Source organism: Litorilituus sediminis (genome assembly GCF_004295665.1).
Lineage (GTDB): Bacteria > Pseudomonadota > Gammaproteobacteria > Enterobacterales > Alteromonadaceae > Colwellia > Colwellia sediminis.
Genome location: NZ_CP034759.1, coordinates 3,693,322 through 3,719,776 on the forward strand (window position 1 = coordinate 3,693,322; position 26,455 = coordinate 3,719,776).

The following is a 26,455-nucleotide window of genomic DNA, read 5'->3' on the forward strand; positions in this document are numbered from 1 at the left end:
GTTATAGTTTATTTGTCCAAATTTTCATTTTTCTTTAGAGATATATATGGCTAACAATAATCCCGTAACTGGTCGTTTACCTTTGCTTATCATTTTAACCATTCTTATTGCCTTAGTTGCTTATATGCAGTGGCCGGAAACAGTAAAGGAAAAGAAAAAATATCAGCGAATAGTCGCAGTAAAAACAGCGAGTGTTGCTTATGATGATTTTGTTGAAAGTGTTGAAGCCGTAGGTACTGCTAGAGCAAATGAGCAAGTGCTTATCACCAGTAAATATTCAGATTTGGTTGATGAGGTTTATTTTAATGATGGTCAAACCGTTGCTCGTGGCGATGTGCTGGTGCGGCTAAATAACCAAGAAGAGCTAGCTAAAGTTAAAGAATTAGAAGCTAATTTGTCTGAGTCTGTGGCGCAGTTAAATCGTTTATCTGAGTTACTTAATACTAAGGCAACGTCAAGATCTATCGTTGATCAACAAGAAGCGAAAACCAAAGCGATTAGCGCTCAGTTATTAAGCGCTCGTACCAAGCTTGATGATTTAACCATTAAAGCGCCGTTTTCTGGTGTGCTAGGATTCCGAGAAATCAGCCGAGGTGCTTATATTGATGCTGGCAGTGTTATCACCAGCTTGGATGATTTATCAACCATTAAAGTTGACTTTAACTTACCGGAAAGATTGCTCACTACAGTGCATGTTGGTCAAAAAATTTCAGCGGTTAACAGCGCTTATCAAAAGGTAAAATTTGAAGGGCAAATTACGTCGATTGATAGCCGAATTGATGCACGAACTAGAAGCTTAAAAGTTAGGGCTAAATTACCCAATAAGGCGCTTAAATTAAGGCCTGGTATGATGCTGAATATTCAAGTAGTTCTTAAAGTAGATAAGCTTTTGCAGTTGCCAGAAAGCACTATCATTCCGATTGAAGATAAACACTACGTTTTTGTCGTGCAAGATGATGTTGCTTATCGAAAAGAGGTAGAAATTGGTCGTCGCCACCCAGGTATTGTAGAAATAATATCGGGTGTGCAGGCGGGTGAGCAAATAGTACAAGAAGGGGCGCTTAAACTACGTGATGGTGCTCATGTTAAAGTAATTGCTCATGATGGTAAGCTAGTTGAGGATAAACAAAGCGACTTAGCTAAGAAAGATGGAGGCAAAGCCTAGTGATTTTGTCAGACCTTTCCGTTAAAAGACCAGTATTTGCTACGGTAATTAATTTATTAATTATTACCTTTGGTATTGTCGCCTTTTTAATGTTACCCCTGCGTGAATATCCTGATATTGATCCGCCCATTGTCAGTATTACTACTGCTTATCCGGGCGCTTCAGCGGCCATTGTTGAAACCAAAATAACGCAAGTACTTGAAGATAGAATTAGCGGTGTTGAAGGGGTTAAAACGATTAACTCAAATAGTCGCGTTGGTCGTTCAAATATCACCATTGAATTTGACTTAAACCGCGATATTGATGCCGCTACCAATGATGTTAGGGATAGAATTTCTCGTGCTTTAAGAAGCTTGCCTGAGCAGGCAGATCCGCCACAAGTATTTAAAGCCAATGATGATGAGAATGTTATTGTGTGGTTTGTGCTGCAAAGTGAAACCATGACCACCTTAGAGTTAACTGACTATGCTAATCGCTATATTGTTGATAGGTTTGCCGTGGTTGATGGTGTTGCTCGGGTGCGAGTCGGTGGTGGCCGTACCTATGCGATGAAAATTCTGTTAAACCGCAGCGCCATGGCGGCACGTAATATTACCGTTGATGATATTGAGTCAACGTTGCGTGAGGAAAACATTGAATTACCTGCTGGTCGTATTGAATCGATAGATAGGGATTTTTCTATTCGGGTTGAACGTAGTTACTTAACCGAACAAGACTTTGCCAATATGGTAATTTCTCGCTCTGATAACAATGCTTTGGTGCGCTTAAGTGATGTTGCTCAGGTGTTTGTTGGCGCACAAGATGATGAAAACATGTTCCGCGGTAATGGCAAGAACATGGTGGGACTTGGCGTTATCAAACAATCGAAAGCAAACACTTTAGAGGTGGTTAAGTTGGCTCGAAAAGAAATGTTAGCCATTCGAGACGCCTTACCTATGGGTACAACAATTACCAATAGTTATGACTCATCTGTATTTATTCAAGGTTCAATTGATGAGGTCTATAACACGCTTATTATTGCCATGTTGATGGTTATTTTGGTGATTTTCTTATTCTTGGGGAATGTTAGAGCAACCCTTATTCCAGCAATTACAGTACCAGTAGCACTCATTGGCTCTATGATGGCGCTGTCTTGGTTTGGTTTTTCTATTAACTTATTAACCTTACTGGCTTTAGTACTGGCGATAGGTTTAGTGGTTGATGATGCCATTGTGGTATTAGAGAATATTTATCGAAGAATTGAGCAAGGGCAAACACCACTATTAGCGGCGTATCATGGCGGCCGAGAAGTTGCCTTTGCGGTTATTGCCACTACCTTAGTTTTGGTTGCGGTGTTTGTGCCGTTAGTATTCTTGTCAGGTAATGTTGGCCGATTGTTTACTGAATTTGCTATTGCCATTGCCGCTGCTGTTGTGTTTTCAAGTCTTACTGCGTTATCACTTACCCCTATGATGTGCTCAAAAATGTTAAAACATAGAGAGCGTAGTTCTTCATTTGGTCAAGTGCTAGATAAAGGTTTTGCTCGTATAGAAGCAGCGTACGGCAGAGCGCTTTCGCAAAGTATTCATCAACCTGTGCTGATTGTACTTATTCTGGCGGTCGCCTTATTTGCGGTGCAAATGCTCTTTAAACAGTTACCAACGGAGTACACGCCTAAAGAAGATCGCGGCAATATGTTTTTGATCATGCAAGGCGCAGAAGGGGCTAGCTATGAAAATAATGTTAAAAATATGCAGCAGATTGAAGAAAAGCTACTTGCTTATCAAGCCCGTGGTGATTTAGATAGAGTCATTGTTCGCGTACCTGGTTTTGGCGGCACAGGTGGCATTGCCATTATCGGTATGCCAGATTGGGGCGAGCGCAATATTGGCACTTTTGAGTTTATTAATAAGATTAATGCAGAAATGCAAAGTATTACCGATGTTAGGGCGTTTGCTTTAATGCGCCGCGGCATTGGTGGCGGTGGTGGCAGCAATGCGCCAGTGTCATTTGTACTGCAAGGTAACACCTATAGTGAACTGGCAAGATGGCGCGATATTGTTATTAAAGAAGCGCAAAAAAATCCTAATTTATCCGCGATAAATAGTGATTATAAAGAAACCTATCCGCAGTTAATGGTGCAAATAGATAGAGATAGAGCGTACGATTTAGGTGTACCTGTTGGCGATATAGCTAAAACTTTAGAAACCATGTTAGGGCAGCGCAGAGTAACAACCTTTGTAGATCGCGGCGAAGAATATGATGTTGTGGTTGAAGGGGATGAAACTCAGTATTCAAGCCCAGCAGATATCGATAATGTTTATGTGCGTTCTCGCACCAGCAATGAGCTTATTCCATTAGCAAATTTATTAACCGTCAGTGAAAATGCCACTTCATCTCGATTAAACCGCTACAACCGTTTGCGCAGTGTTACCATTACCGCCAACCTGGCTGATGGTTATGCATTAGGCGATGCCTTGGATTTTCTTAATGATGTGGTTGCCGCGAATTTACCTGAAGAAGTGCAAATTGATTATAAAGGGCAGTCTTTGCTGTTAAAAGACTCTGGAAACTCTATGTTGATGGTGTTTTTACTCGCACTATTAATTACTTATTTAGTGTTATCGGCGCAGTTTGAGAGCTTTATTCATCCGTTTGTTATCTTACTGACAGTACCTTTAGCTTTAGTGGGAGCCTTGGCTGGTTTAGAACTTATGGGCATGAGTTTAAATATTTACAGTCAGATAGGTATTGTCATGCTGATTGGACTCGCGGCTAAAAATGGTATTTTAATTGTTGAGTTTGCCAATCAGTTACGTGATAAAGGTGTCGCGTTTGAACAAGCCTTGATTCAAGCTTCTCAGCAGCGCTTACGTCCTATTGTCATGACAACTTTTACTACCGTTACTAGTGCTATTCCATTAGTACTGGCTTCTGGCCCTGGCGCTGAAAGCCGTATGGTGATTGGTGTAGTGATTTTTGCTGGTGTGTCTTTGGCAAGTATTTTTACCTTGTTTATTGTGCCGGGTGCATATTATTGGTTATGCCGAAATACTGGCTCACCGCAGGCAATAGCCAATGAAATCACAAAACAAGAGCAGCATGAGGCTGCGATGAAATAGCTAGCTTTTGATAAGATCAGACTGATAATTAAGATTAAGGCGAAATAGTTAATTTAACTATTTCGCCTTTTTATTGTGCGTTAAAAGTCAAATTGAATGTAAACGCTATTGTAGTTACTACCGCCTTTAATTCGGCCAAATTGTGAGGCTGACTCGAATATAGCCGATCTATGGTGAATGCTATAGCCTAACCAGGTATCTTTAAGTGCGTTTACTCTGAATAAATCACCTAAGTTAATATCTAAACTAAAATCTAAATAGTTCATTAGTTCACTGGGGCGATAGCCTTTTTCTTCCATTTCTGAGCGCTCAATGTAAGTGACATCAGATACATAAGATAAACCTTCAGCGACACCTAAGCGCCAACGCAGTGGCCAATGTATAGTGTAATAGGCTTTAATACCTAGGACATATTCTTGCTCCGAACTTTGCACTTCAGAGTTCCAATGCCAAATAAATCCGGGGGTTAGATAAATATCTAATGGCAGTGAGAACAGCTCATCAGTTAAGGGCAGACCATAAAAAATAGACGTTAACTGATTGTTATATTCATCTTTAACTGTGTTGCCACGTAAAATTTCACCTAAATTGGACGGCGTCGCCCAACCGTGGGCAACACGTAAATAGCCATGATTGCTTAATTGTGTTTTTTTAGGTTTACTAATGTCGTTAAAGACAGCAAAGCCTAAATACACTTCACTTTGCCAGCGCTGCTCAACTGCATTTGCTTTATAAGCATTATTATCAAGGGCGGTAGCCCCGACCGAGCCTAAAAGGTAGAAGTTACTGGCAAGATGAAAGCGAGTTTCCACTTTGGCATTAAATTCTACACCTGCGCCAATTTTTTCATTGGTAAGATCTTCTAAAGCGAAATAGCGGCTGTTAAATGAAGCACTTTTATACCTTGCTGATATTTGCGGCATAAATTCCCAACTATTATGTTGAAAATACCAGTGCTTAGTAAGGTTCGCGTATGGGTTGCCTTTAAGATCTGAAAACAGCTCAATATCTAAAAAGCTATTTTCTGAGAAGTGTCGCCTTGCTTGTAGGCCTAAGTCTACCGTGTCGCCTTGAACGGCATTTTGATATTCAGCAGGAATATCAAAAAAACGCATTCTGCCCATGGCGTTAACTTGCCAGTCTTGGTTTTTATATAAATGAGCGCCACCTTCAATGCCGCGCATAAAAAAGGTTTCTCCCTGATAGAACATCATAGGGACAAAGCTTGAAACGTTGTCAGCTTCAGTGTCAAAAGGGATTTCGGCATTTCGAAACAGAGCGCCCACGCCCCAAGTCTGCTCAGCAAAGACTTTTTCTTGTTCAGCAGCATGTGCGATGTCTGTATAGCTGGCTAACGCTATAAATAATAGAGCTAAATAAGGCATTGTATTCCTTGTTACACGCTAATGTGTCATTACATTTTATTATGATAAGTAACAGGGCAAGAGTGTACCATCAAAATATCATCAAATGAGAGATTTGCATGAGTGCTACTATGAATAAGTGAGTACATTTATCATGTTTATCTGTGTTACTCAGTCGTAGCGCTATGGCTGGGCTATTAACTAGTACCTTAATTTCTCGTGATGTTAACGGTATTACTTTTGATGTTGTAGGGCAGCAGCAAGCATTAAAATAACAATGATGAGTTTTATTTTTCAAGTTATTTCTAGTACTATCGAAGTATAAACCTAAATACGAGAGTTACTATGGAATTAGATGTTATCGCCAAAGCGTTAAAAGAATTAGGCCATCCAACACGATTAGCCGTGTTTATGCGTTTAGTTAAATCAGGTTATGCTGGTTTGCCAGTGGGAGTTATTCAAGAAGAGTTAGGTATTCCTGGCTCAACGTTATCTCATCATATTTCCAGTTTGGTATCTGCTGGCTTAGTTAAGCAGCGAAGAGAGAGCAGAACTTTGTTTTGTGTGGTGGAATATGAAAAGCTGCTGAGTGTTATTAATTTTCTACAGCATGAGTGCTGTGCTGATGAGCTATTGGCGGAGAAAAAATAAACAGCCGATAGCTATTATCGGCTTTCTTAACATTAAATTTCGCTACTTGGCACATTCGTTGGGCTGATATGTTCAATTGGATAACAGCCTAACACTTTAATAAAATTAGTGTGCTCAGCCATTACTGAGATTGCCTCTTGTAGGGCGAAGTTTTTCAAATTGGCTTCAACATCAATGTAGAACATTTCTTCCCATGGGCGGCCTTGAATAGGGCGTGACTCAAGCTTACACATGTTGATGCCTTTTTCTTTTAGCACTAACAAGCACTCCACTAAAGCACCCGCTTTTTGACCTGTAGATAAAATTAACGCGGTTTTTGCTGGGATTTGCTCAGCAACATCCACGGCTTTTCTGGCAACGAGAATAAAACGTGAGTGGTTTTCGTTTTGGTTTGCGATAGATTGCTCTAGCGCATGAAGTTGATACAAATGACCGCCTTCTTCACTGCCAACAACGGCGATGCTGTCACTTTGCAATTCAGCAACTTGCGCCATCGCATCAGCAGTACTATCACAGTACTCAATACGAATGTCGCGTTGTTTATCTAAAAAGTTACTACATTGGGCAATTGGTTGGCCGTGTGCGTAAATGGTTTTAATCTTATCTAAGCTGGTATTAACTGCGGTAAGTAGGCAATGTTCAATAGGTTGAGTAATTTCACCCACAATTGATAGGTTAGTGTGCTGAAGTAAATCATATACTTCATTAATACTACCTGAGCTGGTGTTTTCAATTGGTAGCATACCGTAATCAACTTGCCCTGATTCTACTTGCTGTAAAATATCGGCAAAGCTTTGACAGCCGTGTTCAACTATTTTTTCTGCGCGGCGTGAGAAATATCTGTGGCTAGCTAAATAACTGTAAGAGCCTTTGTCACCTAAAAAGGCAACACTAACGGTTGGTACTTGAATATCAGGGTTGGCAAGGCTTTGTAGGTAAGCTTGCTGATTTAGTACTGAATCTTCAATAATGCTTTGGAAAATACTGGTAACATAATGCGCGTCTAAGCCTAAGTCTTTGCCGCGCTTTATTAGGCTGATCAGTAATTCTTGTTCACGTTGTTTGTCGCGAATAGGGCGTACTTGTTGAACCTTGCTTTTAGCAACATTAAGGGTGAGCGCACGACGCTTGGCAAAAAGTACTAACAACTCTTGGTCAAGTTCGGTTATTTGCTGACGGATAACGTTTAAATCTAATTTTTCGCTCACTGCTTTATTCTCTTTTATCAAGGCTGCTAATACACAGGCATAGGCTAACTACTTTTTCGAGTGGTTACTCTAGCTAGCTTACGTAAATTGTGTCAACTACTTCTTTAGAATGATTTTGCTATTGCTATGACCAAGTGCGCAACTGGTTGGCTAAATGCAAAGATAGATGATGCTAAAACTTGCGATGGTTGCCACACTCCACACTAAAGAGCGTAATGTGCTGATGTTATATAAATACAGCACATTAAAGAGAATGCGCGCGATAACGTGAACAATCGCCAGATTAACTATGGTATCACCTGTGGTGTTGGTCGTAATGGCTAAAAGTATTGCTGGCGCGAATATTATCAGTGACTCAAAGGCGTTTTGATGGGCAGCAAGGGCACGCGCGCCAAAACCTGTCAGAGCATTTTGTTGTGCTCTAGGGTGATTGTTGTCATAGCCGCCAGCTTTTTGCATAGCGTAGGCAACAGGTACTTTTGCTAAGTAGGGCAGTAAAGCGGCAATAAATAAACATACAATTAGCGTGGTCATGATCTATCCTGTTAGTAGTTATTTAATGTTAGCGTGTAGCGCGTTTTACCAGGCAAGAATGCTGATGGTTTGCCTTGCTCCCAATCTTGATGACCTTTGCCATAGTATGGGCTCCATGGATGTCCGGCCTGACTAGTTGGCATATGGAAAATACCGTGTTCTTCAAACCCTGGGGAGACGACCATGCGCTCAGAAGCGCCAAAGGATTTACCTTGTACTTTTGGCATATAAGTATCGCCAGAAAGTGCAGATGAGGGCATATCTAACCAGTAACCTAAAATTGGTACAGCTCTACTAAGCGGATGCTGAATTTTGGTGGTATTTAGTTGACCCCAAGTGGCTTGGGCTAAGCTTTGTTTTTCCTCATCAGGAGATATCAACATATCTGCGATTGTTTGCGTTAATGCCTTTTCAAATAATGCTTGCCAGCTAGCTTCTGGGCGCATTAAAAAGTTTGTTGGTTGCTGACTGACCAGTTGCCAAAGTGGCGTTTCAATTTGATGACGAATACTGCGAAAGTTAAAGCTGTCATCAAGGTTTGTTAGGGTGTCATTAAGCTGTGAAAAAACGCTATCACGAACATTTAAACGAAAGTTTCTAACTAAGCGATAAGCCACTGAGTCGGTTGTCGCTGCTAAAGTGGTTTCCTTAGTTAAAATCTCTTTCGCTTCTATAAATAGTGGTTTATTTGCTATGGCCTGTTCTGTTAAGACTTCATCAAGCAAAAACTGTTGCCAGCGACTTAGAAATAGCCCTCTATCGTCTAAGCCGATATCAAGTAATGCTTGCTCATTTACGCTTTCTAATGCCATTAGGTTATCGCGAATTTGTTTTGAGCGGGCACCAAGAGCATAGCCACCATTGCCTATTTTAGTCAGCATATCACCACCGACAACGCGTGAGTTTGCTGTCCACAGTCTGTTGTGGCTAGGGTTGATAACGCGCGGATATTCCTCTGGGCTTAAGTAACCTTGCCAAGCATTATCACCATTTGCCCAATTACTTGGGGTATCGCCTACTTCACCTACTTTTTTAGGTAGTGGCCCCATGATGGTCCAACCTATGTTGCCAGCTTTGTCACCTACCATCATATTTTGCGCAGGAATACCCGAACGTGCGGCAACGTCAAAGGCTTGTGTTACGGTTTGGGCAAGCTCAAGTTCAACCCCAGTTAAGTTAACGGCTTCTTTATCATGGGCAACCCAGCGATAAGCAAGTAAATTGCCCTGATGATCTTCACCTATTACAGGACCCCAAATAGTTTCTTGTACGTCAATTTCAACAGCTTGTTGATCTTTTACAGCAATAATTTCTTTTTCATAACTAAAGGCTTTATAACCATTCGGGGTTTTATAGCGCTTGCCATCATTACTGAGCTCAAGCTGTATTATATCGCTGTAATCACCGTAACTGTTGGTAAAGCCCCAAGCAATATTGCCATTACTGCCAACTACCATAGTTGGTGTGCCGGGTAAGGTTGCACCTGTTACTTTAATGGTCTTAGTATCGATAGGGTATTCAAATGAAGCGCGATACCAAGTATTAGGTACGCGAATACCTAAGTGCATATCATTGGCAACAATCGCACTACCTGTTTGTGTTAATTTGCCACTAACCGCCCAGTTATTTGAGCCGGGAAATTCACTGACTTGATATCTATTTTGTGCCATGGTTGATGTGTTGTTAGCTACTTTGGCTGATGCGGCAGGCCAAGGAGAGCTTGGCATAGGCGAGGCTTGATACTGACTACCATCAATAGCGGCATCCCATAAGCTGCCTTTAGGGTTTAAGAAGGCATAAACATCCCCCGATAATACGGCTTTCATGAGTCCTAAAGTGCGCTCGCGTTTTCCATCATGATATTGCAAATCAATGTACATACTAAAAATAGCTAACATTGAGTCTTCTTCACTCCAATTAACAGGCTCTTGCTGCAACAGTAAGTATTCAAAAGGAACGCCGCGTAAAAACTTTAGTCCTTGATTAACGCCGCGTGTGTAGGCTTTAAGTAGCTCTGCTTGTGCCAGTGGCAGTTGCGCGACAATAGCGCGCGCTTTATCTCTAAAGCGGTGCCTGCGAATAGATTTATCATAATTAACCGCTTGTTCGCCAAATAAGCTTGATAGTTCACCTGCTGAGTTTCTGCGCAATAAATCCATTTGAAAAAAGCGCTCTTGAGCATGAACAAAACCAGTGGCTATAGCAATATCGATACGGTTTTGCGCTTTAATTGTGGCAATGCCAAGCTCATCTCGCTCTATAATGGCGGTATCTGATAGACCATAGACAGTGCGAGTTGTATTTAAAAGGGGAAGGGCGCTATCAACGCGACTGTAAAACCAGGTAGCAGCGGTGGCTATTACTAATGAGCTAATAAGTAACAAGCCAATAATTATTTTTTTTGTATATTTCATTAAAGACATAACCTGAGCAAGCGCAAAAATGCTAGCTCATTAGATTACCTTAATTGAAATAGGAGTGCACCTAGTGCATAGAAAAATATGACATATTTACATTAGGGTCTATTGATCTTTCAGGGTTGTTTTTGCAACAGTTTGTTTGGTATTTATACAAGGCAGAGCCTTTGTAGTGTGGTTAATCCCCATAAAAAGGTGATAACGCGGTAGAAATGTCGAACAAACGTTGCCCTACGGGTTCATTTAAAAGCGATTTATTCTTTGTTGCAACTCATTTATATGGAATAACCATACTTCAATCGTTGCGCCGCGACTAAATCGCTTTTAATTTGAACAAAATTTAATCTCGAAAGAACAACAGACCCTTAACAAATATCCATATAAAAAGTGGCTGATTAGCTGCGTTTTGACTTACAGGTTTTCTTGGCAATTTTTTGTGCAAGTGGATTTTGCTCTGTGTTTGTATTGGCATCTACTTCTTCAGAGTTAAACCAAGCTAAAAACTGGTGCAGTTTGTCGTTAAATAATAGCGCGGCTTCAAAGAAACTTTTGTGCTCATTTATGACGACGGGTTGAGCGTTAAAATCGTCTTGTAATTGAATGGCTGAGCCTAGAATAATGGTGCTTGGTAAGTCATTTTGTAACTCACTAAGGCTAGTTAGTTTTAGCTCGCCGACTAATTGGATATTTTGCGGTGTTTCCATCATAGGTTTGGCAGAAACAGGCATAAAGATAGCGCATAAAGTAAATGTTGCGATACAAGTGACTAAAAATACTTTTATTGATTTCATTGCTTATCTCCTTTAGCTGCCGTAGTGCACAAAATTGTAACTATTTATGTGTTTGCATCGATGTCAGTTTCGATGTCATTTGGTAAAAATCGTTACAGTTATTTTACATTTGATACTATAGATTTTAATTACCGGTTAAGCCATGCTGATGGGATAAGCTGCATTATTTTTGAGATGAGCTGTTAATTTAATCACCAACTCGGCTTAATATAATATGAACGTGATAAGAGTGAAATTATTTCAAAAAGTTCCAAAATGTAAGATCAAATAATTAACATAAAATGCTAACTATTTGATCTTATTTGTTATTGATTGGTTGTCTGCTTATTGTTGTGCTTTTTTTGCCAATCGATACTGGTGCAACAATGGCTCGGTGTAACCACTCGGTTGTTTAGTGCCTGCAAAGATTAATGCACTTGCCGCTTGAAAAGCGATACTTTCTGCTAAATTTTCACTCATCGCTTGGTAATTGGTATCATTTTTATTTTGCTTATCAACAATTACCGCCATTTTAGCTAAGCTTTGCTCAACTTGTGCTTTGCTACAAATACCATGATATAGCCAGTTGGCGATATGTTGGCTGGAAATACGCAATGTTGCTCTGTCTTCCATTAAACCTACGTTGTTAATATCTGGTACTTTGGAACAACCAACCCCTTGATCTATCCAGCGAACAACATAGCCCAATATACCTTGGACATTGTTGTCTAACTCTTCGGTTATTTCCGCTTCAGACCAGTTAGTGTTTTGTGCTAACGGAATAGTCAGTATGTCATCTAAGCTAGCTTTTGCACGAGTTTTTAATTGTTGTTGCAAAGAAAACACGTCTACTTGGTGATAATGTAAGGCATGTAATGTTGCAGCGGTGGGCGATGGTACCCATGCGGTATTGGCACCCGCTTTAACATGACCAATTTTAGTGCTAATCATATTGGCCATTTGATCTGGAATAGGCCACATACCTTTACCTATTTGCGCTTTTTGACTAAAGCCACAGGCCAAGCCTTGATCAACATTATTATCTTCATACGCTGAAATCCATGGTGTATTTTTAATTTCTGCTTTGCGCTCCATTGGCCCCGCTAACATAGAGGTATGAATTTCATCTCCAGTTCTATCTAAAAAGCCAGTATTAATAAAGACAACACGATCTTTTGCGGCATGGATACAGTTTTTTAAGTTAACGCTGGTGCGTCTTTCTTCATCCATAATGCCCATTTTTATGGTGTTTGGCGAAAGTGATAATGCTTGCTCTACACGAGAAAACAGCTTGTTTGCGAAGGCGACTTCATCAGGGCCGTGCATTTTAGGTTTTACGATATAAATAGATCCTTGCGTGGAATTAGTTTTATCACCTTGATTTTCAATATCATGCAGGGCAATCAGGGATGTGATCATGGCATCCATAATACCTTCAGGTACTTCATTGTTATTGGCATCTAAAATGGCGTTGTTTGTCATTAAATGACCAACATTACGTACAAACATTAGGCTTCTGCCTTTTAGGGTTACAGACTCACCACTAAGCGATTGATATTCTCTGTCTTGATTCATAGCGCGGATAATTTGCTGACCATTTTTATTTAATTTGGCGGTTAAGTTACCTTGCATTAAGCCTAACCAGTTGCGATAAGCGATCACTTTATCTTCACCGTCAACTGCGGCAACTGAGTCTTCACAGTCCATAATGGTTGTTAAGGCTGACTCTAAATAAATATCACTTAATCCGGCAGGGTCGGCTTGACCAATTGCACTTGAGCTGTCAAACACTAGCTCTAAATGCAGGCCATTATGTTTAAACACCATAGACTTAGGCGCACTGATACTGCCGTTAAAGCCAACCAAGGCACTGGCTTCTTTTAGCTTAGATTGTTCGCCATTAGATAAGCTTACTACTAGCTCTTGGCCATTAAGATGATACGCGGTTACGTCTTTGTGGCTACCTGAAATAAGTGGAATGCTTTCATCTAAAAATTGTTTGGCAAAGGCAATGACTTTAGCGCCGCGCACCGGGTTGTATTGACCTGACTTTTCAGCACCACCCTCATCGCTGATAGCATCTGTGCCATATAAAGCATCGTATAAGCTACCCCAGCGTGCATTAACAGCATTAAGTGCAAAGCGAGCATTCATAATAGGCACAACCAGCTGAGGACCTGCAATACTGGCTAGTTCCGCATCAACGTGTTCAGTATTAATGGTAAAGTCTGCTACTTCATCAACAAGATAGTTTATTTCTTGTAAAAAAGCCTTGTACTTTGCAAAGTCAAAATTATCGCCCTGATTTTGCAAATGCCAAGTATCAATTTGCTGTTGTAATGACTCTCGATGTGCTAGCAATGCTTTATTTTCATCACTTAACTCGTGAATTATCTTGGAAAATGACTGCCAAAACTGCTCTGAGGTAATCGATAAATTGGCTAAGGCTTCTTGCTCGATAAATTGGTATAAGCAGTGGCTAACTTGCAAGTTTTCTACTGAAATTCTCTCGTTCATAATTTCTCACCTTAGGCCTAGTTTGTCTTGAAAGCGATATGAAAGCTTTCACTCTTGTACTACAAAAATAAATTTTAGTGATAATCCTAGGGGGAATAATCACTGCTGGCAATACTACTTATAGCGACATTGATGGCTATGCATTGAAGGTGATCTAGATTTTATTCTGTTTGTGTTTTGTTAGTGTGTTGATTTTTATGGTTTTATATTGTCTTGCGAGTTGATTGTTTTAATTGGTATTCACTGTATTGTTGTTGGTGATAACTGCTATTCATACTGTGAATCTATGTGTGCTTTGGTGGTGGTTATTGATAAAAATCGATTAATATTGGTAGCAGCAGCGGTGTTACTAAAGCCGTGAGCAATGCTGAAAAAATCAAAGCAACTGAGCTATATGCGGTATGTTGAGGGCTTACTTTGGCTAACACGGCTGTGCCTATAACATGACTGGCTGCACCAATCGCCAAACCTTGAGCTTGTGCGGAGTGAACGCCGAAGCGTTTTAACCAGTTTTGTCCAAGTAGGCCACCCGCAAGGCCAGCGATAATTATGGCAAAGGCGGTAATTGAACTGTCGGCTGAAAACTGTTTGGTTAGGGCAATGCCAATAGGGGTTGTTACCGACTTTAATGATAAGGCGATTGCGAGCTTTTCTTGCTGGATCCATAACATGGTCAAAGCAAAGCTCACAGCAAGTACAATGACGACGCCCAGTGCTAGCAAGGCAATAATCTGTCGCCATTGGTATTTTATCTGTTTAAGCTGCTGATAAAGGGGGAAGCCAAGGGCAACAATGGCGGGTTCTGTTAATAAGGAAAGAGCTTCAGTGGCTTGATAATATTGAGCATAGCTAATGTTAGTGAGCAATAGTATTGGCACAATAAGCAAAATAGTCACTAGCATAGGGTTAAGCCAAATTAATTGATAACTTTGCTGTAACCGAGAGGATATAGCGTAAAAAGCTATGGTGATAATGCAAAAAATTAGCGCATAGATAAGTAAGTTAGCTTCAGTCATGCGCAGTTGGCTCTTTCGTGCTTGTTAGTAGCTTTTCTGCCAGTACGCCAACTAGGGTAAGCAGAATAAAGGTCGATATAAAGATAATGGCAATGATGGCAAGACCATGTTGCTGAATAAGGCCTAGGTGATTCACTATACCAACACCTGCGGGGACAAAAAATACCCCCATATGTTTGATTAACCAAAGATTGGCCTTGCTGACGGTATCATAGTTAACAAGGCGTAATTGCAATAATAGACAGTATATTAACATGCCATATAAGCTAGCGGGCAGCAGGGCAATATAGTGGTTTATGAGTTTGCCCACCCCTAAACACATGATAATAATCACAAGCGTGTATAGGGCATTTTTCATGGTAATACCTTAGCTTTGTTGATTTTCTTGGCTTTTCTTGGCCGCTGCTATGACCAGCTGCCTAAACCAGATATGACTTGCATCATGATGTAAAAGTGGACTCCAAATCATTTTAAGCTCAATGTCAGGTATATCAAACGGTGGCTTGACAATGGTGAAGTTGGTATCATTTTTGTGCAGCTCAGCGGCTCTTGTCGGTAATGTCGCGATCAGGCTGTCTTCAAGGGCAAGTTGCATGGCAACATGATAGTTACGCGTAAACACTTTAATGTCTCGTTTTTTGCCTAACCTTGCTAGGGCTTCATCTACCCAACCGAGTTTTTGTACATCTTTCGGATCCATACCAACACCGACACCAAAACCGGTTTTTGAAACCCAAACATGCTTGCTTGCCAAATATGAGTTCAGATTAAACTTACTTACCACAGGATTATCGGCGCTCAGTAAACAGGAAAAGGAGTCACGCCAAATAGCTTTTTGATGAAATGATTGTGGCAGCTCATCAAAGCGGTTAATGGCCATATCAATTTTGCCTGCTTCAACATCATGAAAGGTAACATCACTTGGGGTCATGATATCAATGGTGATGTTTGGTGCGACTTTATTGAGTAGTTTTAGCAGGGTTGGGATCAAGGTTGAGGCCGCATAATCACTGGCCATAATGCGAAATACTCGTTGGCTGTTTAGCTCATTAAATTCTTCTTCCCCTTGTAGCGCTTCTTCTAACTCAAGCAGTATTTTTCTGATACTGGGGGCTAAGGCTCGAGCACGCTCTGTCGGCACCATACCATCTGATGTGCGCACTAAAATAGGATCATTAAATAGCGTACGTAGCCTTTTTAAACCATTGCTCATTGCTGGCTGGGTAATGTTCAATTGGCTGGCGGCTCGGGTGACATTTTTTTCACGTAATAGCACATCAAGGTAAATGAGTAGATTTAGATCTATTTTAGAAATATTCATAACGTTAATGGCCTATATAAAAAATATAATCGAAATAGATATAAGCGAATTTCTACCTAAGTGCAATGCCTTTTTAAAAAACAATAACAGATAAAGTGTTTTAGTCACTTCGCCACTTTGTCTTTATTGCTCTGCAGGCAAAGTATTGCTTAGCTAACAAGATTGTGAATTGTGATATTTAGTTTGTGAATGGTGGCAATAGTAATTATATATTTTAAAAATGTTTGTCGGCTGGATTATGATTTTGTTGTCCGGTATGAAAGCTTACTTTTAAAACTTCAACAGATACAGCGATATTGAATAAGTAAATGAGCAAGTCAGCCAATATTAAAACTTAAATCTATAACTATATGTTTGGAGAAAGATATGTCTAACTATCAAAGTGCAATTGAAGCAGTTAAAGCCATTAAAGAAAAAGCGGGTAGCTCTTGGGACGCGATTAATCCTGAGTCTGTTGCGCGTATGCGAGTGCAAAATCAATTCAAATCGGGTTTAGATATCGCTCAATATACAGCAGATATTATGCGTGCTGACATGGAAGCATTTGATGCTGATAATACTAAGTACACGCAATCTCTTGGTTGTTGGCATGGTTTTGTCGGTCAGCAAAAATTGATTTCTATTAAGAAGCACTTTGGTACTACCAAGCGTAGATATCTTTACCTTTCAGGGTGGATGGTTGCAGCGCTTCGTAGTGAGTTTGGTCCATTGCCAGATCAATCTATGCATGAAAAAACTGCGGTAGCATCACTTGTTGAAGAGTTATATACCTTCTTGCGCCAAGCCGATGCGCGTGAATTAGGGCTATTATTTAGTGAGTTAGATAAAGCGATTGCTGCTGACGATCAAACCAAAGCGAAAGAAATCCAAGATGCCATTGATAACTTTGAAACCCATGTAGTGCCAATTGTTGCCGATATTGATGCTGGTTTTGGTAATGCTGAAGCGACTTACTTAATGGCTAAGCAAATGATTGAAGCGGGTGCTTGTGCACTGCAAATCGAAAACCAAGTAGCAGATGAAAAACAATGTGGTCACCAAGATGGTAAAGTAACGGTTCCTCATGCAGATTTTCATGCCAAGATTCGTGCATTACGCCACGCATTCTTAGAACTAGGCATTGATAACGGTATTATCGTTGCCCGTACTGACTCAGAAGGTGCTGGTCTTACTAAAGAAATAGCCGTAGTGAAAGAGCCAGGCGATGAAGGTGATATTTACAACTCATACTTAGATGTAGAAGAAATTGATGTATCACAAATGAAAGAGGGTGATGTGTGCTTAAACCGCAATGGTAAGCTGGTTCGTCCTAAGCGTTTACCGTCTGGTTTATACCAATTCCGTGAAGGTACAGGTCATGAGCGTTGTGTATTTGACTGTATTGGTGCACTAAATGCGGGTGCTGATTTATTGTGGATTGAAACGGCGGTTCCAACGGTTCATGAAATTAAAGGCATGATGGACGAGGTTCGCAAAGTTCATCCAAATGCTAAATTAGTTTATAACAATTCACCGTCGTTTAACTGGACATTAAACTTCCGCCAGCAAGCATATGATGCTTGGCTTGAAGCAGGTAAAGATGTATCAGCTTACGATCGTAGTGATTTGATGAATGCCAAGTATGATGATTCTGAGCTTTCGGCAGAAGCAGATGAGCGTACACGTACCTTCCAAGCGGATACGTCACGCGAAGCGAATGTATTCCATCACTTAATTACCTTGCCAACGTATCACACCACAGCATTGTCGGTTGATAACTTAGCGAAAGAATACTTTGGTGAAGCAGGTATGTTAGGTTATGTGAAAGGCGTTCAACGTCAAGAAATTCGCCAAGGCATTGCCTGTGTTAAACACCAAAATATGTCAGGCTCTGATATTGGTGATGCCCATAAAGAGTACTTTGCTGGTGAAAACGCCCTTAAAGCCGGTGGAGCGAAAAATACCTCAAACCAATTCTCATAGTTCCCAATTGAGATGATTTAAAAGCTGCTAGCATTCGAACACATCGGATGACTAGCAGTTTTTTTGTTTCTGCCTTGAGATATATTCACTATTGTTTTCAATTCTGTAACAAATGAAAAAATTTGGTTAGCTTTGCTTATATTTTAGCGGTATAGTCGTGATTGTTGAATTTAGTTTCAAATTTGTTTTTTTGAATTAAATTATAGTGTTGAAGGAATATGTCGCAGTCTAACCCAAGTAAACAGTTGTTGTTGCTTAATACCAATGCAGAAAGGTTTGAGGTATTAAGAAAGTTACTGGTTGAGCAAACAAACCTAACTATAGTACCTGCCGACTCTAGTAAAGTAGCTATTGAAATTCTCAAACAACAACCGATAGATTTTATTGTTAGTAATATCAATTTAGATAACTTTGATGGCTGGCGTTTAGCGCGTATGGTGCGCTCTGGCGTGCTTAAATGTCCTTCTGATACTCCCTTTGTTTTAGTTGCCAATACCTGGTGTGAACACCTAGCAAGCGCAACAGCACGTGAATTTGGTATTAACCGACTCATTGCTTTCTCAGAATGTGAAAAACTGCCTCGCATTGTTAATGATGGTGATTTAGCCCCTTTAGAGGATATGAAAAAGGCTTCCTTGCTGGTAATTGAAGATAATTTAGATACTCGCGAGTTGGTTTATCGCATTCTTTCCACGCGTTTTAATATTGAACATGCTGTTGATGGTGAGCAAGGCTTAGCTAAATGGCGTGAAAAAGATTACTCATTAGTGTTATTAGATGTGATGTTGCCGGGCATGTCGGGTAATCAAGTACTTGATGTGATGATGAAAGAAAAGTCGTCGCAATCTGTGGTGATCATGACAGCAAATCACACCATGGAACTTGCAGAAGAGTTAATGCTAAATGGTGCCGCTGATTTTGTCACTAAGCCTTTTAGAGCTGAGCAGTTACGCCGAGTATGCGAAAGCGCTTCAAGACGAGAAGACTTTATTATTAGTAATTTACAGTTTGCCAATAAAGTTGAATCATTAAATAAAAGTCGCGCGCAATATAGAAAAATATCTGAGCAGCACCAACAATTGTTAGATCAAATAGGTAGCGTGATTATCGAGTTAGATAGTCAAGGGCAGATTTGTTTTCTTAATAAAGCTTGGGAAAAGTTTACTGGCTATTCCATTGATGAGTCGAACCAACGTTCATTACTTGATTTTATGGAAAAGCCCGGTTCGCCAAGTGCTTACCTTTCAAATGAGATAAATGTTTTACTTTCTGGGCAAACTAGCTCTCATAGTTTTGAGTTTCGCTTGAAAAATAAGTTTAACGAAGAAATTTGGATGGAAGCAAAATTTGATGTTAACCTCGCCTCTGAGCAAGGTGAGCGCTATATTTCAGGCACGATTGATAATGTTACTTCACGTAAGAAAGCGCAGAAAGATTTAGAATATCTGGCTATGCATGATGGTTTAACTGGGCTATATAACCGTGTTTACTTTGAAAATGAATTAAAGCAATTCACTGCGACTGCGGCGCGTGGTAATGGTCCGCATGCATTATTTTATTTAGACTTAGATCGCTTTAAAGTGATTAACGACACCTTAGGTCACCACCATGGTGATATGGTGCTGCGTAATATTTCATCGTTAATTAGTTCTCGTATTCGTGAGTCAGATTTTATTGCTAGAATTGGCGGTGATGAATTCGCCCTGTTGTTACCCAATACTGATATGCAAACGGCATTACTACTTGCGAATAATATCTGTCAGTTACTTGATGCCTATCAGTGTGAAATTGAAGAGCAAGTATTTAAGGTGAATTGCTCTATTGGTATTGCTGAAATTAATGGCGGTGAATTCTCTGCGCAAGATTATATGAAGCAAGCAGACATTGCCCTGTATGCCGCCAAAAAAATGGGACGAAATACGGCACATATCTACAATCAAAATGACGTATTAAGTAAAGAGTTACAAGCGAGTATGGAGTGGGCACGTACCATACATCAAGCGGTGGCTGACGATAACTTAATATTGCATTTTCAGCCTATTTATCACATTGCCAGCAAGCAGATTGCTTATTATGAAGCTTTGGTGCGCTTAGAGCTGGATGACAAAATTATTATGCCTGGTGAGTTTATTCCTGCGCTTGAAAGGGAAGGTGATATGAACTTATTAGACAGACAAGTGATTAGTAAAGCGATCACTTACTTGGCGGACTATCCGCAATTAACCCAGGTGGCTATTAACCTGTCAGCGCAAGGCTTTAGCGATGAACGTTTGTTGCCTTTTATTGAAGAGAAACTGCTTGAGTACCAGGTGAATGCGAATAGAATCATTTTTGAATTAACCGAAAGCGCCAGTTTAAGTAATATTTCAGCTACACAAGTGATTATTGAGAAGCTTAGTAATTTAGGTTGTGCTTTTTCAATCGATGATTTTGGTACAGGTTTTAGTACCTTTACTTACCTTAAACAACTTCCAGCACAATCAGTAAAGATTGATGGCTCTTTTATTGTCGATTTAGCTAATAACTCTGTTGATTTAGCTTTAGTTAAAGCGATATATGAAGTCGCCAATGCTTTAGATAAGAAAACCGTTGCAGAGTTTGTTGAAAACGAACAGGTGCTAAATATATTAGCTGATATTGGCGTGACTTACGCACAAGGTTATCACTTAGGTAAACCGCAAGCGGTCGATACATTATTTGAATAGGAATTTATAACAGAGAAAAATAAAAACACACACTGTGAGGCCGTAAATGAACTTACCAAAGCAAGCGATGGATGAAAATGCGACTGAGTTATCACAAGCAAAGCAATGGGATAATGCGGATTTAATTATTGAGTATTTAAATATACTTGAGGTGGAATATGTTTTTGGCGTACCAGGTGGCGCGATTGAACCCCTGTACAATGCGCTAGCAAGGCGCCAAGGTAGTGGCCCGAAAATAGTTGTTGCTAGGCATGAGGCTGGTGCTGCCTTTATGGCAGAAGGTTACGCTAGAGAGACAGGTAAGTTGGGGGTATGCTGTGCCACTACAGGCCCAGGCTCAACTAACCTTTTAACTGGGGTTGCCTCAGCTTATGCTGATAATGTGCCTATGTTAGTCATTACTGCACAAACGCCATTGCCAAAATTTGGTAAAAATGCTCTGCAAGAATCCTCATGTACCGCGATTGATACGGTTGCTATTTTTAGAAAATGTACGCGTTATAGCACCCTTATTTCTCATAGTGAACAAGTCAATACTAAGTTAATTGCCGCCCTTATGGCGGCTAATCATACGCCAAATGGCCCCGCCCATATTAGTATTCCGTCTGATATTTTAAGGCAACAAACCAGCGCCAATTCAGAAATCAATATTGGCCGACTGATTAAAGATGTGACCTTGACAGATAATGCTGCGGTTGAAAAGTTAACGCAAATGATGTCCAACGCATGGCGCGTTGCCTTATTCTTAGGTAAAGGCTGTGGTCCTGCCATAGAAGAAATCCTCGAATTTTCTGATTTAACTCACGCGCCTATTGTCACAGGCCCTGCGGGTAAGCGTTGGGTGGATGGTTATCATAAGCGCTATCGTGGTGTATATGGCTTTGCAGGTCACCAAAGTGCGCAGGAAACGCTAGAAGATAAAGAAATTGATTTAGTGATTGCTGTTGGCGCGCCAATTACCGAGCTTGGCACGGGGGGCTGGCAGCAGCAATTACTTGATGAGCGTTTAGTGCATATAGATACCACAGTAGAGCACTTCTCACGTACACCTATGGCGCAGCATCATGTTTGTGGTGATTTAAAGTCTATTTTTAAACAGCTTAATGACAACATCAGGCAAGGGCTTAAATGGGGGCGCTCTTGGGGCTCTGTTGATGTTATTCAAAAACGCTTCGCAGAAAATAAATCTGAAGAAGCAGTGCATGGTTATCAAATTACCTTAAATGATCCGGCGGCTTGTAAATCGGATGCTATTCCGCTTAAGCCGCAGCGCGTGGTAAAAGAGTTTTCCCAAGCGATTCCTAGTCATTTTAGAGTACATTTAGATGCTGGTAATGCATGGGCTTGGTTTACCCATTATTTTCACCGAAAAAGCTCAGAAGGTAATTATCATATTGCTATGGGCTTTGGCTCTATGGGTTGGGCAATTGGCTCAGCTATCGGCAGTACCTTTGGTAGTAAAGCGCCGTCGGTGTGTATTACAGGTGATGGCAGTTATTTAATGTCAGGCCAGGAAATCACCGTTGCTTTGCAGCACCAATTACCTGTTATTTATGTGGTGTTAAATGACAGTGTTTTAGGCATGGTAAAACATGGTCAAAAGCTAGGTGGTGCAGAAGAGGTTGGCTTTGAGTTACCAGAAATTGATTATGCCAAAATGGCACAGGCTATGGGTATAGAAGGCATTACGGTGAGAGCGCCACAAGAACTGATGGATATTGACTGGCAGCGCTTAGGTAATAAGTCTGCACCAACCATGATTAACTTGGTGATTGATGGTGATGAAGTACCGCCCATGGGGCAAAGAGTGAAAGGTTTGGCTGACAAAAATGAATCAGCCACACCGGGGGGTTAACTATTAATATCTTTTGGGAGCTCTCTCGCTGGAGCTCCTACATAGTCAATATCCTCACAGGCCAGCGGTAAAAAGCTACCTTCAACATTATCATTTGCCTCAGCATAGCAAGCATGCACCCCTGAATGTACCCAAGTACTATAAATGCGGTGGATATCTTTCACGCTATAGCCTTGATCGACTAAAAAGGCGGTTACATAGCCAACATAGTTCATATTTTCTTGATAATGCTCAGCCAAGGTGGTGTGTATTTTAAAGGCTAGTTGTAAGTGCTCTCCTTCACTAAAGCCTAATTCTTGAGTAACCTTTTCCATCGCTTCAACACGTTCATCACCTGTTGCTATTGGTCTGGCATAGCCAACGATGACAGGCTTTGCTCCGGGCTTAGTATGTGTTGATGCTAATTCTTTATTTATGATTTCTAAGGGAGTCATACCTTGCTTAAACCACTTTAACGCGCGCACGATAAATTCAGCACCGCCTGTGATTGAGCCGGGGCCATACATGCGAGAATCAGCTGAAAGTATACCGGCGGCAATTGCTGCGGTAGGAGAGCCATTAGTTGTCCCTAAAAGGGAGCCATTTTGGTTACACCATATTCGTGAATCAGGCCAACTTAAGCAAATAAAGCTGGCTTCAAACCACTTTGCCATCGCCTCACTGGGGAGTTTTCCGGTGACATTGAGGATCAGGGTTTGAAAAAAAGATTTCTGGCCGACCAGATCGTCCATCATGGAGTAACCACAGTTATATATTGCTTCGCCAATTCGCCAGCCGCCGCGATTGGTGCGGATTTTTCCTCTATTTTCTTGCCATACTTGGGTACTAGCTTGTGATTTCATAGTCTTCATCTTTTAAAAAAGGGATGTCGGTTAATGGTTTATTGGCAAATTGTAAGCCATGCGCCAGTGCGCCTGGGCTGGCAAGTAACTGAAACAAGCCAGCACCTGCTCTTGGCGGTATATTTAAATCTAATAAAGTGCCCGCCACTAGCCCAGCTAAGCGCCAACCACAGTGCTCTTTTTCAGGTAAGGCCTGGGTGAAATCTTGGCACCAAGCTAAATAACCTGACTGTGGTGCTAGGGCAAGCAGCTTGCTTTTGGCTGCAAGTAAGAAGGGAGATTGTCCGCGATAGTCGGTGCCAAACCCAGGCGCAACCAGCCAATCTCCAATAGATGGATCTTTTACTTGCGCTAGTTGCTGTGTTGCCACATTTGCTGCATCGTTAGCATAGTGCTTTTTAATAAAGCGCATAGCCATTTCAACTTCTTTGGAGCCGCCATATGCTCCCCCCATGGCCATTATGCCTATTGGTAAAATGTGATTTACATCGGTTCGGCCAATACCAGCATTGGCTGCTGCTCTTGATGAAGCGTGCCTAGGACCAAGGTTCATAAGGAAAATGGCTAAACTATTGAGCAGTTTTTTTTGTGCTTTATTGGGGAGCTCACCGGTAAAGGTTAAATAGAGACTATCAAGGTGATCACATCGCTCCATTAACTCAAGCACATCATAACCGTGGGTGCGCATTTCTTTGCTGAGAAATTCATTATCATCAGCTGGTACTTCGAGGGTGATTTCGCTTTTTATTTTGCTGGTAAACTGTTCGTTTCGACTTTCAATTTTAACTTTTCTACTCGTCATGGATTAATTCCTACTATAAATTTTTAGCAATTTGAATGTATAAACCACGACCTTGAATAGGGTAGTCAGAAATTGGCCCTAATGCTTGTGGTACTAGTGGATGAGTTGGCTCGAAAGCTGATTCATCAAAAATATTTTTACCTATAAAAGAAACAGTCCAAGATTGTTCTTGATCTAAAGCCCAGTGCACAGCTAAATCAACCGTGGCATAGTTATCAAGTTTTTCTCGTTGATCCGTTTTCGCGCGCGCGCGTTTACCAACCCAATTTAACTTGGCGGTAAAATTAATGGCTTCAGTTAGTTGTGTATCATAGAGAGCATTAAACAATTGCTGCGGTGCCATGGCGATGGTTTGCTTGGTATCTTTATCTTCTGAATGTTGCCAAGAGTAATTAACTTTCCATAAACCGGTAATATTGCGCCAGCTTAATTCACTTTCAAAGCCGTAACCCTTTTGGGCTCGAGCATTTTGAGCTGTGGTGGTGGTTGTACCAACATCAGGAATAAACTCGATTAAGTTTTCACTTTCATAGGTATAAAGGTTTGCAGACCAGCTTAAATCTTGCGATAAGTGCTGGTTTAAGCTTAGCTCTATAGTATCTATCGTTTCAGGCTCTAAGTTAGGGTTACCTAAGCCTACTGGGTTATTAATGGCGTACAAGGTATCAAAAGCGGGTGCTCTAAATGCTCTACCATAGAGTAATTTAGATGAAATGCTCTGGCTCATCTCCCAAACTAGGGCTAATCTAGGGTTAACGGTAGAGCCAAAATCATCATAGTAGTCGTATCTGATACCAGCAGTAAATTCCCAGTCATTGGCAAACTTCCATTGATCTTGCAAACTGACATAGGCATTTACTCGTTTAACATCTTTAACAAAAATATACTCGGTATTGCTAACATCAGTTAAGGTACCGTCGATGACCAGAGGTTGCCCCAATGAAAATTGCGTTGTCAGTGCATTCATGTCAATAACACCCGGACCAAAGTTTTTTTGCTCGTTTGCGGTTAGCTCTCTTTGTGAGGCACCAAAGCCAATTCTGATCCTGTGTTGCGAAAAATTAGCTGACAATGTAGTAAAGTCGATAGAGTTTAATACCTCTGTTGGCTGCGGGTTACCTAAGTAACCGTCAACAAAATAACCAAGTCCAACCGGGTTGATTAAGTTCATATTGCCATCACTACCCAAGGGGACAAGTGCGCCAGCAGGTAATACAGCAAACTCAGCTTTATCTTTCATTTTGTAGAAGTTGTATTGTAGGCTATTGTCCCAATTTGCGCTTTGCCAGTCATAACTTAAGTCAAATTGATAGATGCTGGTATTTTGTTTGCCTACAGGATCTAAAGCTTGAGCGGCGCCGGCACCTTGGCCAGCATCGTCATTGTGCCAATACCAAAAGTTTGCTTTGATGTGCTCTGTTGCCGCAGACAATCTGGCATCGAGAATATTGTAACTGGTATTGAGTGCGCCAGGTGCTTTGGAAGCTGCTGTTCCCATAGCTTCATCGAATATTGATTGTAAATCTCTGGTCATGATGCGCTGGTCATCGCCATCACTTTTCAATGTTTCTATGGCTAGACCAAAATTGATATGCTCAGTTTTAAATGAGTCTTGATACCAAGCATTGCTGCTATCAAAACTGCCATAATTTATACCAAAACTGGCTTGCTCTAATGAGGTGGTATCTTTGGTTATCACGTTAATCACACCAGCGTAGGCATCAGCGCCGTACACTGCTGAGCCTGGACCACGAATAACCTCAATACGCTCTACAGAGTGTATTGGCATTTTAAAGGTTTGCGGGCGTGCGCCAGTATATTCTTCTCGTACAGGCAAGCCATTAATTAGAAATAAGATTTGTGGATTTTGATCTGTATGTATGCCACGAATTGAAAAGGAGTTGTTTAAGCGATTAAATGGTGAAGGGTAAACGTGCAAGCCAGGCACATTTTCTAGTGCTTCGGCAACGGTTGTCGCTCCCATATGAGTTAACTGCTTTGCGGTAATTACCGTGGCAACCGAAGGGGCTTTTTTGATTAACACCTTATTACCGGTGGCAATACTGACAAACTCTTCATCGCCGTAAAAATCCTCTAAACTCTCATCAATATCTTCAATTGAATATTCTTCACCTTGATAATCATCAGCAAATGCTTGAGGGTGAGAAAAGGTGAGTGCAGCGATAATTGATAAAGATAAATAGTTTATCGACAACGACATAAGC

General features: G+C 40.9%; 17 protein-coding genes and 1 pseudogene. 6 read left to right on the forward strand and 12 right to left on the reverse strand.

Annotated features, from left to right (window positions below; all coding sequences use genetic code 11):
• Positions 1-46 precede the first annotated feature (46 nt).
• Positions 47-1,165 carry an efflux RND transporter periplasmic adaptor subunit gene (locus tag EMK97_RS16395; RefSeq protein ID WP_130603864.1) on the forward strand — a complete coding sequence of 373 codons (1,119 nt, stop codon included), beginning with the start codon at positions 47-49 and terminating at the stop codon, positions 1,163-1,165.
• Positions 1,165-4,266 (forward strand): efflux RND transporter permease subunit, encoded by a 3,102-nt coding sequence (locus EMK97_RS16400; RefSeq protein WP_130603865.1) that lies wholly within the window; start codon positions 1,165-1,167, stop codon positions 4,264-4,266. Before EMK97_RS16395 ends, EMK97_RS16400 begins: the two co-directional genes overlap by 1 nt.
• A gap of 80 nt (positions 4,267-4,346) precedes the next feature.
• Here the strand turns inward: EMK97_RS16400 and EMK97_RS16405 are convergent, their stop codons facing one another.
• Positions 4,347-5,651, reverse strand: a complete 1,305-nt coding sequence (locus EMK97_RS16405; protein WP_130603866.1) for a MipA/OmpV family protein — start codon at positions 5,649-5,651, stop codon at positions 4,347-4,349.
• Between the two features lie 324 nt (positions 5,652-5,975).
• Here EMK97_RS16405 and EMK97_RS16410 point away from each other — a divergent pair, with 324 nt between their 5' ends.
• Positions 5,976-6,281 (forward strand): ArsR/SmtB family transcription factor, encoded by a 306-nt coding sequence (locus EMK97_RS16410; protein WP_130603867.1) that lies wholly within the window; start codon positions 5,976-5,978, stop codon positions 6,279-6,281.
• 77 nt (positions 6,282-6,358) lie between these two features.
• Here EMK97_RS16410 and pheA read toward each other — a convergent pair.
• The 8 genes and pseudogenes from pheA to EMK97_RS16450 form a co-directional block, all read right to left on the reverse strand.
• Positions 6,359-7,489: pseudogene (gene pheA, locus EMK97_RS16415) on the reverse strand (prephenate dehydratase); the annotation flags it as partial.
• Between the two features lie 150 nt (positions 7,490-7,639).
• Entirely contained in the window at positions 7,640-8,023 is a 384-nt protein-coding gene (locus EMK97_RS16420) for an MAPEG family protein (RefSeq protein ID WP_130603869.1), read from the reverse strand.
• 11 nt (positions 8,024-8,034) lie between these two features.
• A complete protein-coding gene (locus EMK97_RS16425) occupies positions 8,035-10,437 on the reverse strand; it encodes a penicillin acylase family protein (protein WP_130603870.1) in 2,403 nt (800 codons plus the stop codon).
• 398 nt (positions 10,438-10,835) lie between these two features.
• Entirely contained in the window at positions 10,836-11,231 is a 396-nt protein-coding gene (locus EMK97_RS16430; RefSeq protein ID WP_130603871.1) for a hypothetical protein, read from the reverse strand.
• A 324-nt stretch (positions 11,232-11,555) separates the two neighbouring features.
• Positions 11,556-13,727 (reverse strand): malate synthase G, encoded by a 2,172-nt coding sequence (locus EMK97_RS16435; protein ID WP_130603872.1) that lies wholly within the window; start codon positions 13,725-13,727, stop codon positions 11,556-11,558.
• Positions 13,728-14,032: 305 nt separating this feature from the next.
• Positions 14,033-14,743 (reverse strand): LrgB family protein, encoded by a 711-nt coding sequence (locus EMK97_RS16440; protein WP_130603873.1) that lies wholly within the window; start codon positions 14,741-14,743, stop codon positions 14,033-14,035.
• A complete protein-coding gene (locus EMK97_RS16445) occupies positions 14,736-15,101 on the reverse strand; it encodes a CidA/LrgA family protein (RefSeq protein WP_130603874.1) in 366 nt (121 codons plus the stop codon). Before EMK97_RS16445 ends, EMK97_RS16440 begins: the two co-directional genes overlap by 8 nt.
• A gap of 9 nt (positions 15,102-15,110) precedes the next feature.
• Entirely contained in the window at positions 15,111-16,064 is a 954-nt protein-coding gene (locus tag EMK97_RS16450; protein ID WP_130603875.1) for a LysR family transcriptional regulator, read from the reverse strand.
• Positions 16,065-16,430: 366 nt separating this feature from the next.
• Here EMK97_RS16450 and EMK97_RS16455 point away from each other — a divergent pair, with 366 nt between their 5' ends.
• The 3 genes from EMK97_RS16455 to EMK97_RS16465 all read left to right on the forward strand — a co-directional run bounded on the left by EMK97_RS16455 (position 16,431) and on the right by EMK97_RS16465 (position 22,586).
• Positions 16,431-18,026, forward strand: a complete 1,596-nt coding sequence (locus EMK97_RS16455) for an isocitrate lyase (protein WP_130603876.1) — start codon at positions 16,431-16,433, stop codon at positions 18,024-18,026.
• Positions 18,027-18,244: 218 nt separating this feature from the next.
• Positions 18,245-20,731, forward strand: a complete 2,487-nt coding sequence (locus EMK97_RS16460; RefSeq protein WP_130603877.1) for an EAL domain-containing protein — start codon at positions 18,245-18,247, stop codon at positions 20,729-20,731.
• 46 nt (positions 20,732-20,777) lie between these two features.
• Positions 20,778-22,586, forward strand: a complete 1,809-nt coding sequence (locus EMK97_RS16465; protein WP_246028819.1) for a thiamine pyrophosphate-binding protein — start codon at positions 20,778-20,780, stop codon at positions 22,584-22,586.
• Here the strand turns inward: EMK97_RS16465 and EMK97_RS16470 are convergent.
• Genes EMK97_RS16470 through EMK97_RS16480 form a run of 3 tightly spaced genes read right to left on the reverse strand, consistent with a single transcriptional unit; the run spans position 22,583 to position 26,451 of the window.
• Positions 22,583-23,428 (reverse strand): citrate synthase family protein, encoded by an 846-nt coding sequence (locus tag EMK97_RS16470; RefSeq protein ID WP_130603878.1) that lies wholly within the window; start codon positions 23,426-23,428, stop codon positions 22,583-22,585. The two genes, EMK97_RS16465 and EMK97_RS16470, sit on opposite strands and share 4 nt — an antisense overlap.
• A complete protein-coding gene (locus EMK97_RS16475; RefSeq protein WP_130603879.1) occupies positions 23,412-24,230 on the reverse strand; it encodes a citrate synthase family protein in 819 nt (272 codons plus the stop codon). The genes EMK97_RS16470 and EMK97_RS16475 overlap by 17 nt, the downstream gene beginning before the upstream one ends.
• Before the next feature lie 13 nt (positions 24,231-24,243).
• Entirely contained in the window at positions 24,244-26,451 is a 2,208-nt protein-coding gene (locus EMK97_RS16480) for a TonB-dependent receptor plug domain-containing protein (protein ID WP_170176793.1), read from the reverse strand.
• Between the last annotated feature and the right edge of the window lie 4 nt (positions 26,452-26,455).